At 66.1% G+C, this 16197-nt stretch carries 13 protein-coding genes; 8 read left to right on the forward strand and 5 right to left on the reverse strand.

The window, feature by feature from the left end:
• Positions 1 to 1454 (forward strand): indolepyruvate oxidoreductase subunit beta family protein (locus ACYPYD_RS04870; protein WP_459662293.1); only part of this gene is annotated, 1454 nt, incomplete at its 5' end.
• 42 nt (positions 1455 to 1496) lie between these two features.
• On the opposite strand, the gene ACYPYD_RS04875 is transcribed toward ACYPYD_RS04870, so the two are convergent.
• The gene (locus tag ACYPYD_RS04875) at positions 1497 to 2702 is read right to left on the reverse strand and encodes an MFS transporter (protein WP_036525164.1); all 1206 of its coding nucleotides are present in this window, start codon (positions 2700 to 2702) and stop codon (positions 1497 to 1499) included.
• A gap of 304 nt (positions 2703 to 3006) precedes the next feature.
• Between ACYPYD_RS04875 and ACYPYD_RS04880 the strand changes: the two genes are divergently transcribed.
• Entirely contained in the window at positions 3007 to 3549 is a 543-nt protein-coding gene (locus ACYPYD_RS04880) for a gluconate 2-dehydrogenase subunit 3 family protein (RefSeq protein ID WP_008828940.1), read from the forward strand.
• Positions 3549 to 5243: an FAD-dependent oxidoreductase gene (locus ACYPYD_RS04885; protein WP_459662294.1), complete on the forward strand. Its 1695-nt coding sequence runs from the start codon at positions 3549 to 3551 to the stop codon at positions 5241 to 5243. Before ACYPYD_RS04880 ends, ACYPYD_RS04885 begins: the two co-directional genes overlap by 1 nt.
• Before the next feature lie 23 nt (positions 5244 to 5266).
• Here the strand turns inward: ACYPYD_RS04885 and ACYPYD_RS04890 are convergent, their stop codons facing one another.
• The 3 genes from ACYPYD_RS04890 to ACYPYD_RS04900 form a co-directional block, all read right to left on the reverse strand.
• Positions 5267 to 6529, reverse strand: coding sequence for an MFS transporter (locus ACYPYD_RS04890; RefSeq protein ID WP_008828942.1), 1263 nt, complete (start codon positions 6527 to 6529; stop codon positions 5267 to 5269).
• Between the two features lie 79 nt (positions 6530 to 6608).
• A complete protein-coding gene (locus ACYPYD_RS04895; protein WP_069709364.1) occupies positions 6609 to 7754 on the reverse strand; it encodes a nuclear transport factor 2 family protein in 1146 nt (381 codons plus the stop codon).
• 29 nt (positions 7755 to 7783) lie between these two features.
• The gene (locus ACYPYD_RS04900; RefSeq protein WP_036525161.1) at positions 7784 to 8515 is read right to left on the reverse strand and encodes an alpha/beta fold hydrolase; all 732 of its coding nucleotides are present in this window, start codon (positions 8513 to 8515) and stop codon (positions 7784 to 7786) included.
• 192 nt (positions 8516 to 8707) lie between these two features.
• Between ACYPYD_RS04900 and ACYPYD_RS04905 the strand changes: the two genes are divergently transcribed.
• From ACYPYD_RS04905 to ACYPYD_RS04915, 3 genes are all read left to right on the forward strand, one after another.
• Entirely contained in the window at positions 8708 to 9742 is a 1035-nt protein-coding gene (locus tag ACYPYD_RS04905; RefSeq protein ID WP_459662295.1) for a cupin domain-containing protein, read from the forward strand.
• A 190-nt stretch (positions 9743 to 9932) separates the two neighbouring features.
• Positions 9933 to 10247 carry a hypothetical protein gene (locus ACYPYD_RS04910; protein WP_008831447.1) on the forward strand — a complete coding sequence of 105 codons (315 nt, stop codon included), beginning with the start codon at positions 9933 to 9935 and terminating at the stop codon, positions 10245 to 10247.
• Positions 10248 to 10352: 105 nt separating this feature from the next.
• On the forward strand, positions 10353 to 10607 hold the full coding sequence (locus tag ACYPYD_RS04915) for a hypothetical protein (protein ID WP_036525343.1): 255 nt from the start codon (positions 10353 to 10355) through the stop codon (positions 10605 to 10607).
• Positions 10608 to 10950: 343 nt separating this feature from the next.
• On the opposite strand, the gene hisD is transcribed toward ACYPYD_RS04915, so the two are convergent.
• Positions 10951 to 12246, reverse strand: a complete 1296-nt coding sequence (hisD, locus tag ACYPYD_RS04920) for a histidinol dehydrogenase (protein WP_036525157.1) — start codon at positions 12244 to 12246, stop codon at positions 10951 to 10953.
• Positions 12247 to 12419: 173 nt separating this feature from the next.
• Between hisD and ACYPYD_RS04925 the strand changes: the two genes are divergently transcribed.
• Both ACYPYD_RS04925 and ACYPYD_RS04930 read left to right on the forward strand, forming a co-directional pair.
• The gene (locus ACYPYD_RS04925) at positions 12420 to 13466 is read left to right on the forward strand and encodes a LacI family DNA-binding transcriptional regulator (RefSeq protein WP_459662296.1); all 1047 of its coding nucleotides are present in this window, start codon (positions 12420 to 12422) and stop codon (positions 13464 to 13466) included.
• Between the two features lie 262 nt (positions 13467 to 13728).
• A complete protein-coding gene (locus ACYPYD_RS04930; protein ID WP_459662297.1) occupies positions 13729 to 16008 on the forward strand; it encodes a TonB-dependent receptor in 2280 nt (759 codons plus the stop codon).
• Positions 16009 to 16197: the final 189 nt, after the last annotated feature.

The following is a 16197-nucleotide window of genomic DNA, read 5'->3' on the forward strand; positions in this document are numbered from 1 at the left end:
AAAACCGCATCACCATCGCCATCCTCGCCCTCGGCGGACAGGGCGGCGGCGTGCTGGCCGACTGGATTCAGGAAGTCGCCCGCGCCGAGGGCTGGCTGGCGCAGGGCACCTCGGTCCCCGGCGTGGCGCAGCGCACCGGCTCGACCGTGTACTACGTCGAACTGGCGAAGCCCGACGGATCGGGCCGCCTGCCGGTGATGGCGCAGATGCCGATGCCGGGCGACGTGGACGTGGTTGTCGCCTCCGAACTCATGGAAACCGGTCGCGCACTGCTGCGCGGGTTCTCCACCGCGGGGCGCACGACGCTGATCGGCTCCACCCACCGCATCTACGCCATCGGCGAGAAGCAGGCGATGGGCGACGGCCGCGGCAACGGCGAAAAGATCATCGAGGCGGCGTACCAGCGTTCGAAGCGCTTCATCGGCTTCGACATGGAGGCCGCGACCGACCGTTCGGGCAGCGTCATCAGCGCGATCATGTTCGGCGCGCTGGCGGGCAGCGGCGGGTTGCCCTTCGCTGCCGACACCTACCGCGCCGCGATCGAGCACAGCGGCATCGCGGTGAAGAGCAACCTCAAGGGCTTCCAGGAAGGCTTCGACCGCGCCCAGCAGCCCGTCACCAGGCCCGACGAGATCACGCACGACCTCCCCGTGCCGACCACCGATCAGGGCCGCGCTTTCGCATCGCGCATCGCTGCGAACCTGCCCGCGCCCGCGCAGGCCAACGCCCTGCACGGCGTCGCCAAGCTGATGGACTGGCAGGACGGCGCCTATGCCGCGCTCTACCTGGATCGCCTCGAATCCGTCGCCGCGCTCGATGCCGCCCCGTTCGAACTGACCGCCGAGACCGCACGCCATCTGGCGCTGTGGATGGGCTATGAAGACACCATTCGCGTCGCCGACCTCAAGACGCGCGCCAGCCGCATCACCCGCGTACGCGGCGAAGTGAAGGCGGGCGACGAGCAGATCCTTTCGATCACCGAATTCATGCACCCGCGCCTGCAGGAAGTCTGCGAGACGCTGCCCGCCGGGATCGGCCGCCGCATCCTCGCCAGCAAGGGCCTGACGAAGCTGCTCGGCCGCTTCTTCACCGAAGGGCGCCATGTCGAGACGACCGGCTTGCGCTGGTTCCTGGCGCTGCGCACCGTTGCGGCGATGCGGTTGATCCGCCCGCGCTCGCTGCGCTACATCGAGGAGCAGGAGCGCATCGAGCACTGGCTGGAACTGGTGCGCACCGAGGCAGCCAAGGACCGCGAACTGGCGCTGGAACTGGTGCTCTGCCAGCGGCTGATCAAGGGCTACGGGGATACCTTCGAGCGCGGCCTCGGGAACTTCCAGCGCATCGTTGCCGAACACGCCCGCGCTCCCCGGGATGCGGCAGGCATCCGCACTTTGCGCGAACTGGCGCTGGCGGACGACAAGTCGAGCGGGCTGACCGAAGCCCTCGCAGGTTGATGGCCGTATCGGGGCGATCCTTGCGGGATCGCCCCGATACGCTCAGTTCCCGGCCCGCTTCGCGCTGTCCCTGAAGGACAGCGCGAACACCACCGCGACCACGGCGGCCAGTGCCGAGGGGATCAGCCAGAAGCCGGTCCAGTCGACCTCGTGCCCGTTCGTGCCGCCGCTGTGCGCGACGTAGACGGCGTTCGCCAGCAGGCTGCCGATGATCGAGCCGACACCCCAGGTGACGAGCGCCAGGAACGACTGCGCGCGGCCCCGCGTCTCGGTCGGGAAGCGCTGGTCCACCCAGATCTGTCCGGCGACGAGGAAGAAGTCGAAGCACACGCCGTGCAGCGCCAGCGCGACCAGCAGCATCGGCATATGCGGGCCGCCCGCGTCGAAGCCGAAGGCGAACAGCGCATAGCGTGCGGTCCATGCCAGCATGCCGACGAGCAGCACCGTCTTCATCCCGAACCAGCGCAGGAACAGCGGCAGCAGCAGCAGGAAGCCGACTTCGGAAACCTGCCCGATCGTCTGCACCCCCGCCGCCGCGCCGACGCCCACGCCGACCAGGAACGGGTTGGCATAGGCGTAGTAGAAGCTCAGCGGGATCATCAGCAGCAGCGAGCAGCCGATCAGCGCCCAGAACGAGCGGTCGCCGCCCTTGATCGCGTCCAGACCCAGCAGTCCGGCAAGGCCCACGCGCTTCGAGCTGGCGGCCGGAGGAGTGGCGGGCAGCGTGAAGGCATAGAGGCCGTAGAGCACCGAAACCCCGGCCGCCATGCGCAGGGGTAGCGCGGTCTCCTCCGCACCCAGCCAGCCGACGAGCAGGCCCGCCACGATCCAGCCGATGGTGCCCAGCACGCGGATCGCGGGAAACTCCTTCGCGGTGTCAGTCATCGCGGCGAAGGCGATCGCGTTCGACAGGGCTAGGGTGGGCATGTAGGCCAGCAGCACGCCGAGCGTCAGCGCGAAGACGAGGCCCGGGTCGCTCCCCGCAAGCGACAGCGCGAGCAGCGCGCCGCCGCCCGCGAGATGCAGCACGCCGACGACTTTCTGCGCCGAGAAGTAGCGATCCGCGATCGCCCCGACGAACAGCGGCGACAGGATCGCGGCCCAGCCTTGCGCGGAAAACATCGTGCCGATCCATGAACCCAGTCCGGCATGCATGAGGTAGCTGCCGAACGGCACCCACCACGCACCCCAGACGAAATACTGAAGAAACATCATCAGCGAGAGGCGCACTCTTGTGCCGATGTCCATTGTCCGGTTCCCCTTTCTTGTTGCGACGCCAATCGTCTCTCCCGTGCCTGGCGCCGGGCACCGGATATTCCGTCGATGGCACTGCGTTCATGCCAGCTCAAGCGGAAAGTGAATTCTGAATTGGCGTGAATGAGAATTTAGTTTATGACTGAATTATCGAGATCGAGTGGCGCCCCGTAAGCGACCCTGCCGGGGGTGGCGTGAGGGTGCAGGAGGTATAATGCAGCTATCGAACGATGTCTTGTCGCATCTTGCGGGGCGGCCTCAAAATCGCCGTTCTGCGCTGCGTGCAGGACTTCTGGCGATGGAAGCGCTGGGCTGCGCGGCGCTGCTGGGAGGTGCGGCGGCATGCTCCGGAGAGGTTGCGGAGGGCGTCGAGCAGGGCGCGATGGTGGGCGTTCTGCTGGGACTGGTGATTCCCCAAGGGGAGACATCCGGAGCCGGAAACCAGGGCAATGTTGAATTCGTTTTGCGCGCGGTCGATGCCGGGCTCATGGGCACGCCGCGCGATACCCTTGCCCGCCTGGCCCAGGCGCTGGACGGCGAAGTGCCGGGGCTTTTTGCCACAGGCGGCTTCATGGACCAGTCACAGGCACGGCAGGCCGCGATCCTGGGCGAGTACGATCGCAAGGTCTTCGCCGCGCCGATCGCATTTCCGAGCCCCTGGTTCACGGCCAAGGCACTGATCCTGATGGCCTACTACACCTCCGAGGCCGGGGCGAGCGGCCAGCTCGATTACGAGATCGCTCCCGGTCGCTACGACCGCGACGTGCCGGTGACGCCTGCCTTCAGGCCGCTGTCGAACGACTATTCCGCCAACTCCATCAAGAAGAAGATCGCCGGATAATGAGCGGAGCATTCGATGCCATCGTCATAGGCTCCGGGATCACCGGGGGCTGGGCGGCCAAGGAACTGACCGAGCGCGGCCTCAACGTCCTCATGCTCGAACGCGGCCGCATGATCGAGCACCAGTCGGGCTACACCAACGAGACCACGCCGCCATGGGAGCTGCCGTTCCGCGGCTTCGGCGACCCGCAACTCAACGCCAGCGACTACGCAGTGCAGAGCAAGGGCATGGGTTTCACCGAATGGTCGCGCGACCATTTCGTCAACGACCGTGAGAACCCGTACCAGACCACCGCAACGGACCCTTTCCAGTGGCGCCGCGCCTATCAGTTGGGCGGCCGCTCGCTGGTATGGGGGCGCCAGTGCTACCGCTGGGGCGACCTCGACTGGGGCGCCAACGCGCGGGACGGGCACGGCACCGACTGGCCGATCCGCTATGCCGACATCGCGCCGTGGTACGACCACGTCGAAGGCTTCATCGGCGTTTCCGGATCGCGCGAGGGACTGGATCAGTTGCCTGACGGTGTGTTCCAGCCGCCGATGGACCTTAATGTCGTGGAGGCGGCGCTCAAGGAGCGGATCGCCGAACGCTGGCCCGAGCGGCGACTGATCATGGGCCGCAGTTCCAACCTGACCGAGGCAAAGGGCGACCGTTCGCATTGCCAGTACCGCAACATCTGTTCGCGCGGGTGCTCCTACGGGGCCTATTTCAGCACGCAGAGTTCGACGCTCCCCGCCGCGCGCGCCACCGGGCGGCTGACGCTGGTGACTGACGCGGTGGTTGACAGCCTCGAATACGATCCCGTGAACAAGCGTATCAGCGGCGTGCGCGTGATTGATGCGAAGACCCGCGCCCGCACGATTTACCGTGCCAACGTGGTGTTCCTGTGCGCGGGCAGCGTCAATTCGATCAGCGTCCTGCTGCGCTCCGCCGACGACGCCAATCCGCACGGCCTCGCCAATTCGAGTGGCACGTTGGGACGTTATTTCATGGACCATGCGCTGGCGATGTCGGTCGTCGCGCGCATTCGCGGCTTCGAGGGGCATGCTTATTACGGCAACCGGCCGGTGGCGATCGTCATCCCGCGTTTCGTCAATCTCGACGGGCAGGACCGCGAGATGCTGCGCGGCTATTCCTATCAGGGCAGCGCGACGCGGCGGGGCTGGGCGGACGGTATCGGCACGCCCGGTATCGGCGGCGGCCTCAAGGCGGCGACCAGCCGTCCGGGTGACTGGACGATGCTGCTGGGCGCCTTTGCCGAATGCCTGCCGCAGGCGCACAACCGCGTCACGATCGACCATGGCAAGGTGGACAGCCTCGGGATGCCGCAGACCCGCATCGATTTCGCCTATGGCGACAATGAGCGTAGGCTGGTGAGCCATGCTCTGGAAGAGGCCAAGGCGATGATCGGGCTGATGGACGCCGACATCCTCTCGGAATCGGCGGAGGTCGGTTCCGGCGGCGGTGCGGTTCACGAGATGGGCGGCGCGCGCATGGGCCGCGATCCGCGCACTTCGGTGCTCGACGCGCACAACCGGGCGCACGACATCGCTAATCTCTACGTCACCGATGGTTCGGCGATGGCCTCCAGTGCGTGCCAGAACCCGTCGCTGACCTACATGGCGCTGACGGCCCGCGCGGCGGCGCATGCGGCGGAGCAGGTGAAAGGCGGGATGCTGGCGGTCCCGGCCTGACGGCTCCTGTCGCTGGAGGCGCCTCAGCGCCGCTCCAGCGTCTCGCGCTGTGCCAGCCATAGCACCGCCGCCAGCGAAAACGCCAGGCTCGCCGAGCCCATGGCGATGGTCATGCCGAGCTTCTGCGCCAGCGTCGCGGTGATCAGCGGCGCGAAGAAGCTGATGATCCGGCCCCAGTTGAAGATCGAGGCGGCGGTGGACTGCAGGTGCGGCGGGTACAGTTCGGCCAGCCACGGTCCCCAGGTCACGCTCGAGCACAATGCTGCGCCGTAGACCAGCCCGATCAGCTGCAGCATCAGCACGTCGGTCGGCGCCAGCAGGTAGGCGATGATGGCGGCGGCGGCGATCAGGAAGCCGATCGCGTTGAAGCGGCGGCCGAAGCGGTCGGCCGTCCATCCCCAGAAGAAGCCTCCGGCGATGTTGCCCGCGAACTGCCAGGCCACCAGCTTTCCGGCCGTCGCCGCGTCGAACCCGCGTTCGCCGGAAAGGTACGTGGTCAGCCAGCCGCTGTAGGCCGCGTAGCCGAAGAAGTTGAGGCCGGTCATCGCTGCCAGCATGAGCGTCTGGCGGCGCACGTCGGGCGCGAAGAGTTCGCCGATGGGCAGCTTTGCCGCGCGTTCGCTGGCCATGTCGATCGGCGACCGTGCAGGGATCAGCCACAGCACCATGAGCGCCAGCGCGAACGTCGGCAGGCCCCCGATCCACAGCAGCAGCTTCCAGTCTCCCGGCGCCACCGCGCCCATCGCCAGGCCGAGCGCGACGATCGAGAAGCTGAAGAAGGCGTTCATCGTCCCTGCCAGACGTCCACGCAGCGAGGGGCGGAAGAGGTTCACATAGATGCCCACGCCCACCGGAAAGCTCGCGCCTGCGAAAGCACCCAGCAGGAAACGCTGGACCAGCAGCATCGGATAGCTGCCGACCGCCGTGCCCGCGATCAGCATCGTGCCGTAGCCGAGCACGACCAGCGCGAAGATCCGGCGACGGCCGAAGCGGTCGGCGATTTGCCCGATCAGCACCGCGCCGATCAGCGCACCTGCGCCTTGCGCCGAATAGGCTGATCCTGCCTCCAGCAGCGAGAGGTTCAGCGATGCGCGAATGAACGGGCGCAGCACGTCCACCGTGTTCCAAGCCCAGCCGTAGAGGAATTCGCAGGCGAGCAGCAGCGCGAAGATCGCCACCTGCCGCCCCATGCCGGGCATGGGGAGACGCGCGGCCCGATCGACCGGCTCGGCTTCGATGGCGACGTCAGGGGCGACGTCAGGCGCGAGAGGGGCGATGATGGGCATGCACGGCTCCGGTCATGGTTGGAGTGTGGCGGAAGTAGGGGCGGGGCCGCGCCTTGCACGCGGCCCCGTGGCGCTGATTTCAGGCAGCCGCCTGGATCGCCGCCAGCTTGAGCTGCACCAGCATCGACAACTCGTCGTAGACCACCCATTCGTCGACGATCTTGCCGTCCTTCACGTGGAAGTGGGTCACGCCCATCACGAACAGGTGATGCCCCGTCGGCGCGCCGAGAGAGCCGTAGCCGAGGTGGTGGCCGTCCATCACCCAGCGTACCGCGTACTTGGTGCCGCCTTCCTCGCTGTCGACCGAGGCGATGTGCTGCGGCACGAACGAGCAGTCGGGCAGCAGCGCGACGAGGCGCATCGTCTGGTGCAGCACCGATGCCACGCCGTAGAGTTCGCGCATCAGCGGCCCGTGCCACTGGCAGTTGGGCGCGTAGATCTCGTGGATCTTGCCGAACATGCGCTTGTTGTAGATGTGGTGCAGCCATTCGAGCAGCTGCTCCTCGCCCGCATTGTGCGCGATCGACAGGTCGGCCTCGCTCTCGGGCGGGTACTGGCCGAGCAGGCGGCGGTTCTCGGTGAGGTCGAGCACGGTTTCGCCGAGATCGAACTTCTTCTGCGCGATCCCTTGCGCAAAGACGTGCGGATCGAGGCCGACCTGGATCAGCGGACCCATGTTGTCGCGCACGATCCACTCCTTGTAGATCTTGTTCTCCAGGATCATGCAGTCGGCGACGGTGCGGGTACAGTAGGTGCGGCCCGTCGGCTTGCCCCAGGAACCCGGCTCGGTGTGACGGCCCAGCCCATGCGTCATGTGGCTGGTGTAGAAGCCGTTCACATCGTCCCCGTTCCAGATCACCTGCTGCGCCATGCCGCGCCGGTCTGGGAATTCGACGAGGCGCTGGATGGTGTCGCGGATGTGCGTCTCGCGGTCGTACATCGTGCCCATCGTGGTGTAGGCGACGCAGTTATGCGTGTAGTGCGAATAGATCAGGCCGACGTCGCGCTCGTCCCAGATGCGGTGGGTGCAGCGGATGATGTAGTCGACGATGTCGGTGTAGCATTCGTCGAAACCGCGCATCGACTGCACGCGCTTGCGCCCCTCGGGCACAAGCTGGGTAAAGTCGCGCCGCTCGACCTGCAGGACGCGGCCCGTCTCGCCGTCGCTGGGAGCAATGTCGGTGCGCGGTGTTGCGGGCTTCTTGGGGGCTTGGGTATCAGTCACGTGACCTCCGTGGGATGATCTTGATGATGCTATGCGAGCGTCCGCACGTGCGCCAGCCAGTCGGCCAGCGTGCGGGCGCACAAATCGGGACATTCGAGCGGCAGGAAATGCCCTGCATCCGGCGCGATCACGAGTTCGGCATCGGGCAGGCCCGCCGCCAGTTCGCGCTGCAGTTCGGGCGGAGCGATGCGATCCTCGGCCCCGCCCAGCACCAGTGCGGGCATGCGCATGATGGGCAGCAGCGGCCGCTTGTCGGAACGGGTGAGGGCAACTTCGGTCTGCAGCGCCAGCGTGCAGGGCGGCTGGCTTTGCGCCATCGCCACGATCGTCGCCTTCAGCGCGCTGTCATGGCGCGCCCCGGCCGCGACCGAGCGCTCCCACAGCACTTCGCCGACCAGCACTCCCGGATCGGTCGTGGCGGCGGCGCGGCGGTCGGCGTGATCTGCCTCCGGTACGTCGCGCCCGTTGGCGGCGATCAGCGCCATGGCGGTGATCCGCTCGGGCGCGAGGGCCGCCATCTCCAGCGCCACGATCGCCCCCAGCGAGAAGCCGACCGGAATGAAGCGCCCGGAAACCTGCGAAAGCGCCCGTTCGGCCAGCCCCCGCGCCGATGCCACGCCGGTCATGTCGTAATGGACCACCGGTCGCCCGGCCAGCGCCGCATGCCGCAGCATCGGCGCGAACACCCGCGCGTCGCACAGCGTTCCCGCAAGCAGGACGAGCGGCAGGCCGTCGGCATCGTTTCGTCCAGTGGCGGACATGGTCAAGCTCAGCTCCCCGTGGGACCGTCTATCTGGTCCTCTCGATCAATTTTCGTGCCGCAGGCGCGTCATGGCTTGCGCTGGCGGTGTCCATGACGTACCACGATTGAATTCGAATGCAAGCGTGATTCATGAAATCCGAAAAGGTAGAGGAAAGCGCTCCGCATCGAAGACCCTATTGAGGAGTATGACGTGACCGAGTGGACTCGCGAAGCGATGGCCCAGCGCCTCGTGCGCTACGCAGACCTCGTGCCTTGCCGCACCGCCTTCATCGATACCCGCACGCCGGGTTCGACCGAGAAGGAGAACTTCACGATCATCGGCGCGGGCGTGTCCGAAAGCGCCGACCAGTTCGTCCACATCACCGAGCCGCACGGCTTCAACGTCGGCGCTGCCCGCCAGCCAGAAGGCTGCGTCAACTCGCAGCACAGCCACGAGACGGCGGAAGTCTTCGTCGTCCACTCCGGCCACTGGCGCCTGATCTTCGGCCCCAACCGCGAGGACGGCACGCTCGACATCGCGCCGGGCGACGTCTGCTCGGTCCCTACCCGCATGTTCCGCGGCTTCGAAAAGCTGGACGAGGGCGTCGGCTTCCTGTGGGTGGTGCTCGGCCAGGACGATCCCGGCAAAGTCACCTGGGCGCCCGCTGTGTTCGAATCCGCCGCCGACTTCGGCCTCAAGCTGACCAAGGGCGGCACCCTGATCGACACCAGCGACGGCGACTACACCTTGCGTGAGGCCGAACTGGAAGCCCCGCTGAGCGAGGACGACCTTGCACAACTTCGCACGCCCCCGCTCGAAAAGCTGGCCGAATGCATGGTGCGCTTCGCGGACGTCGCCGCCAACCCGGCCTCGCCGCTGGCCGCACCCGGCGTCGAGGAAGCCGGGCTGATCGTCCCGCAGGCGACCGCAGACGGCTTCGCCCCCGGCCCGATCAGCGGTTGGTGGCCGCACGGCTTCAACTTGCGCCTGCTGACGCTCCAGACCGGCGCCTACGTGCCGCGCCACAGCCGCCGCGAAGTGGAAGTGATCTTCGTCCACTCCGGCACGCTGGAAGTGAGCTGGGACCACGGCGAGATCCTGATGGGCGCGGGCGACACCCTGACCGTGCCGGTAGGCCTGCCCCACGCCCTGCGCAACACCGCCTCGGTCCCTTGCGTGGCCTACGTGGTGCGCGGCGGCGAGGACGTCGCGCGGCCGCTGTTCGAGTCTGGCGCCGCAGCCTGATTTTCAGGGAACACCCGCGTCGCCCGGTACATCTGCATGGGTCGGGCGATGTCTTCTGGCCTGCCCGGCGTCCCCATCCGCGCCGGGCAGGCTCCTTGTTGCCCTGCACAGGGCGGCTTCGGCCAGCGACGATCGCCCTTTCCGGAACTGGAGGGTGGTTTGCGGACAGAGACCTGCTAGGCATGCCGCGATGAGCAACAAGCTAGCCGGCTGCGTCGAGGTCGATGGACTTCAGTATGAATGGGAACTCCGCAGCGAGCCGCAGTGGGGCGATGCCGATGGCTGGCGGGGGATGACCGTTGCCCTGCTGCGCAGGCACACCAAGCGCGGCGCCCTGCTGGAATTCCCGGCGCCCAAACGGCTGCTCAAGGGCATGCAACGAGGGCGCCTTCAGATCGGCGATGCGATCGTGGTGCGGGGTGTACGGGCCGCATTGCTGGCGGGATGGGACCCCGATTCCCGCGGCAAACCCATGGTGTTCACCGTCGATGCGGAAGGCAACTAGGCCGCGATTTCCCGCAGATCGCTCGAAGTCTGCAGGCTTCGCACCCGTGTTGCCTCGTTCGCAAGATCGGGTATGGCGGCATCGGCAAACCAGCAGGCGGATACAATGGCAGCACCTTCGATCGACGAGCAACGCGAACACTTCGCCTATTGCGTCCAGCTTTTTGGCGGCACCACGGCGTTCTCGCGCCGCATGGGCATAGACGAGCGGGCGATCCGCCGTTTCATCAACGCCGAGCGTCCCCTCGGCGCCGGGCTTCTGGCGGATACCGCGAAGGCCTTGCGCAAGCTCGCGGCCGAAGCGGCCGCTGCCGGACAGGAAATCGAAGCAGCGCTGGCTGCGGGGCCGGACGTTTCGTAACGGGTTCGCGGCGCGCGAACCGGGCATTTTCCTACAGCCGGGTGGGTACGGTATTCGTCATGAATGCCGTTTTCCACTTCGCCCGAGCTAGCATGCCGCCTTCCGACTAGACCTTGCAAGGTGACACCTTCGAGGCCGCAAGGTGACACTTCCAGCGTTCAAGGTGACACCTTTTCCACACAAGGTGACACATCTGGCGCACAAGGTGACAGCTTCCGCCGCAAGGTGACGCCTTTTCCTCCAGGACTGTGTAAACCGTGTAAACCCTGTCACCTTGCGCGGCCGGACACGCGAAGGGCGGCCCCGGTCACCCGGAGCCGCCCTCACATCGCGACGGTGGGTGTCAGGCGGGCTGCTTCAGCCGATCGAAGCGGATTGCGGCGGCCTTCTGGTGGCCTTCGAGGCCCTCGCTGCCGCTCTGGCGGATCGCCGGCGGGGCGACGGCGGCGACGGCCTTGTCCTCCAGCCACTGGTGCGTGGCGATCTTGACGTAGGAGCCGACCCACAGGCCGCCGGTGTAGCGCCCCGCGCCCATCGTCGGCAGGGTGTGGTTGGTGCCCACGTTCTTGTCAGAATAGACCACGCTGGCGTTCTCGCCGATGAACAGCGAGCCGTAGTTGCGCAGCTTCTTGGCGAAGCCGTGCGGGTCGGCAGTGTGGACCTGAAGGTGCTCGGCCGCCACGAAATCGGAATAGGCGATCATCGCCGCCTCGTCGGCGCAGAGCACGACTTCGCCGTAGTTCTCCCAGGATTCCGCCGCGACCTTGGCGGTGGCGAGGGTCTGGAGCTGGCGCTCCACCTCGCGCACGGTCGCCTCGGCCAGCGCGCGGTCGGTGGTGATGAGGCCGACGCGGGTGCGCACGTCGTGCTCGGCCTGGCCCAGCAGGTCGCAGGCGATCAGTTCGGGATCGCCCGAGGCATCGGCGACGACGAAGATCTCGGAAGGCCCTGCCAGCTGGTCGATGCCGACGGGGCCGAAGACCTGCCGCTTGGCCTCGTTCACGAAGGCGTTGCCGGGGCCCATGATCTTGTTGACCTGCGGCACGCTCTCGGTGCCGTAGGCCATCGCCGCGATCGCCTGCGCGCCGCCGATGCGGAAGATGCGGTCGGCGCCCGAAAGGTGGCAACCCGCGATCATCGCGCGGTGGGCATTGGGCGGCAGGCAGGCGACGACTTCGGCGCAGCCCGCGACCTTGCCCGGAACGATGGTCATGATCGGCGCGGAAAGCAGCGGGAAGCGGCCGCCGGGCACATAGGCGCCGACCCGGTCGATCGGGATCACCCGATGGCCGAGGTGCAGGCCGGGGATCGGCTCGATCTCCAGCGGCAGGATCGTGCCCAGCTGCGCCTCGGCGAAGCGGCGCACGTTGTCGATCGCGAATTCGGTGTCGGCGCGGGTCTGCGGGTCGAGTTCGTCGAGTGCGGCCTGACGCTCGGCAGGGCTGACCTCGAAGCGGTCAAGTTCGGCCTTGTCGAATTGCGCGGAGTAGCGGCGCACGGCGGCATCGCCTTCGGCGCGGACGTCGGCGAGGACGCGGGCGACCAGGCCGGCGACGTCACCACTGTCGGTGATCTGGTCGCGCGCGGGCGCCTTGATGTAAGTTGTGGTCTCGGAAAATCCGTGCGGCGCATCGGTCATGGAAGGGCTCCCGTTGGACTGGTCTGGATGGGTCGGTCTGGGCGACGGGATGCAGTTTTATTGCATTCGAATTCAAATGTCACGTAGCAAAACGAGTGGCGCTGTTGCGTTGCATTTGCGGTGCCGCCTTTACGTCGCTAGACCGTGGTTTCGCGCCAAGTAACGGACGTTCCATGCCAAAGCCTCGATCGACCAAGAAGCTCAAGTCCACCGGAATGGAAGACGGTCGCCGTCCCACGTCCTACGACGTGGCGCGCATCGCGGGGGTTTCGCAGTCAGCCGTATCGCGCTGCTTCGCCCCGAACGCGTCGATCGCGCCTGCCAAGCGCGAACTGATTCTCAAGGTCGCGGCGGAAATCGGCTACAAGCCCAATGCGCTGGCACAGGCTCTGATCTCGAAGCGGACCAACATCGTGGCGGTCATCATCGCTGCGCGCACGAACCTCTATTATCCCGAAGTCCTGGCCGAACTGGGCGCGCGGCTGAGCGAGAAGGACTTTCGCGTGCTGCTCTTCGCATTGTCGCAGGAGAGCGAGGTCGATGGCGTGCTGGACCAGATCTGGCGGCATTCGGTCGATGGCGTGATCTCGGCGGCGCGCCTGTCCACGGCGCAAGTCGCGCAGTTTGCCGAGCATCGCGTGCCGGTCGTCCTCTATAATCGCGTTGCCAGCGGTGCCGCCTCGGTGCGGTGCGATTCGGGGGAGGGGGAGCGCGATCTGGTCGGGCGCCTGCTCTCGGCGGGGCATCGGCGCTTCGGCCTGATCTCCGGCCCGCTGGACAACTACGTCGGCGAGGAGCGCCGCAGCGCCGCGCTGATGGCGCTGTCCATGGCCGGGATCACCGAGGTGCCCGAAGTCCGCGGCGACTTCACGTACGAGAGCGGCCATGCGGCGATGGCAGAACTTCACGCCAGAGGGTGCGAGGCGATCATCGCCGTCAACGACATGATGGCTATCGGCGCGATGGACGCGGCGCGAATCGATCTGGGTCTGTCGGTGCCGCAGGACTTGTCCATCGTAGGCTTCGATGGTTCGGGTGCATCGAGACTCGGTGCATACGACCTCACTACGGTCCGTCAGCCCGTGCGCCGGATGACCGAGGCGGCCATCGAGCTTCTAATAAAGCGTATCGAAGATGCCTCCGCTCCGCCTGAACAGCGATTGTTCAGTGGTCAGATGGAGGCGGGAAGCAGTGCGCGAATTGCCGTAGAAGGCTATTGAATTATCATTCATTACGGAAGTGATATATTTTGATATTTCGATTGATCTGCCGATAATGCCTCAAGTTTTTTATAAAACGTCGTCAAATATCGCATCTTGTCTTACTTAAGGTAAATGGTTCTCAAGTATATACTCGCTCGATCACGAAATGACTTCGAATGCAAAAATTCATGGACAGAGGGGCGGGTCGCAGATACCTTTCCTGGAGTTCGAGGGCATTTGAGGGATGAATATGCACACTCGTTTGATCCAGGGAGTTTCGTTGGCGGCGCTGGTTTTCGCGGCGGCGCCCGTCATGGCGCAGGACGCCAAAACCACCACTACCGTGCCTGCAGCGGATGAATCCGCGAATTCGGCAGGCGATATCGTCGTTACCGCGCAGCGGCGCAGCGAGCGTCTGCTCGACGTTCCGGTTGCCGTCACCGCGCTTTCGGGGGATGCCCTGCAGCGGCTCGGCGCCCAGAACGTGTCCAAGGTGGAACTGGCGACACCGGGCTTCACCTGGGGGTCGCAGGGGTCGGACTCGTTTCCGGCGATCCGCGGCGTGCGCACCAGCCTCGTCAGCGCGCAGACCGACCCGGTCATCGGGTTCTACCTCGACGGCGTCTACCAGAGCCGCACCCAGCAGCAGAGCATTCCGCTGTTCGACATCGCCCGTGTCGAGGTCCTGCGCGGCCCGCAAGGTACGCTTTACGGACGCAACACCTTTGGCGGCAACATCAGCGTCGTGACGTCCGATCCGACTGACGAATTCGCGGCCGGGGTCAACCTCGACAGGGGCAACTTCGATTCCGCCCGCATCGACGGCTTCGTCAACATTCCCGTCAGCGACACCCTTCAGGTGCGCGTGGCCGGGGTGTTCCAGCGCCATGACGGCTACGTCAAGTCGACGACCCCGGGCATCGTGCTCAACGACCTGAACGAGAACGCGCAGCGGGTCTCGCTCAAGTGGAAGCCCAACGACCGCCTCGAGGTGACCATCCATGCCGGGACCTGGCGCCGCGACGATGCAGGCGCGGGCTCCTACGGCTACAAGACCGCCGGTACGCTCATCAACACGTCCACCGGTTACCAGTCGATCAATGGATCGGGCGTGGCGGTGAACCCCTCCGTCCCCAACGGCAGCCCGAACCTGGCGGGCCGTGACGTGGGCACCCCTGTGACCGGCGGCGCCTGGACCAACGACTGGGATTACCAGCCGTTCGAGCATGTCGCCGAAGATTACTTTTCGGGCAAGATCGCCTATGACCTCGGCTTTGCCACGGTCAGCTCGATCACCGGCTACACGCACTTCACCGCTCACCGCAGCGCCGACAATGACCAGTCCAGCAAGGTCTTCGAAGCCTATGGCTACGGCTCGGGCATCCAGGAGCCGAAGACCCGCTCGAAGGCGTTCTCGCAGGAAGTGCAGCTTGCCTCGAACAGCCGCACGCCGCTGGAATGGATCGTCGGGGCCTACTACCTCAAGGACGACATCTTCGAGACGTACCAGCAGAAGGTCACCGCGCCCGGCGCCACGACCAACGGCTTCCGTGCGGACTCCGACATCGGCGTCGAGGCGCTCGCCTTCTATGGCCAGGCCAGCTACGCGATCGTGCCTGACAAGCTGAAGCTCATCGGCGGCATCCGCTATTCGCACGAGAAGAAGAGCTTCGTCTTCTCCGACTTCGCGGACGCGCCGCCGAACACCTACGATTTCACGACGCCTTATGTCGTCACCAGCGGCTCGCCCAGCTTCAACAGCTGGACCTGGCGCGCCGGCCTGCAGTACACCGTCGATCGCAACACGATGATCTACGCGACGGCGTCGACCGGCTTCGCATCGGGCGGCGTCAACGACAGCGGCGGCAATCCGCTGATCCCGCAATCCTACGCGCCGCAGAAGGTGGACGCCTACGAAGCGGGCTTCAAGAGCCGCATCCTGGGCGGACTGGGCCAGTTCGAGGCCTCGGTGTTCTACAACAAGTTCAGCAACCTGCAGATCAACATCTACACGCCGCTGGTCTCGTACTTCGGCTCGGCGGGCAAGGCGCGCAGCTATGGTGCCGAGATGGCGCTGCGGCTGAACCCGGTGCAGGCGCTGCACATCGATGCCACGGCGGCGATGATGAATGCCGAGTACACCAGCTACATCAGCGGCAACAACTTCTACGGACTTTCCGATGGCACCGATCCGGTGTCGCTCAACCTGAAGGGCAACCGCATTCCGCAGTCGCCCAAGCTGAAGACGACTCTGGCGGTATCCTACGACATCGATCTGGGCACGGCGGGCATGCTGTCGCCGATGGGGTCGTGGCTGCATTCGAGCAGCTACTACACCACCGACCGCAACACCGTGCTGGACCGTCAGGGCAGCTACGACAAGTTCGACGCCTCGCTGCGCTGGAGCAGCCCGGACGATCGCACCTACGTCGAAGCCTATGGCGACAACCTGAGCAACCAGGCGGTGCTGCTGAGCGGCGTGATCGGTCGCCGCCAGCGCATCCAGGTGTCCTACGCGGCACCGCGCACCTACGGCATCCGCGTCGGCACCAAGTTCTGACGATGGCAGGGAAGGGGGAGGCGGGAGCCTTTCCTTTCACGGCGTGAAGAGGCGGCGCTTTCCCGGCGGGGAAGGCGCCGTCTTCCTTGTTTGCCGGGTTGCGAATGCCCTGCCTGCTCACCGTTCGTCATTGCGAGCGCAGCGAAGCAATCCAGGGCGGCTCAAGACTGCTCTGGATTGCTTCGCTGC

Source organism: Novosphingobium sp. 11B (genome assembly GCF_054589055.1).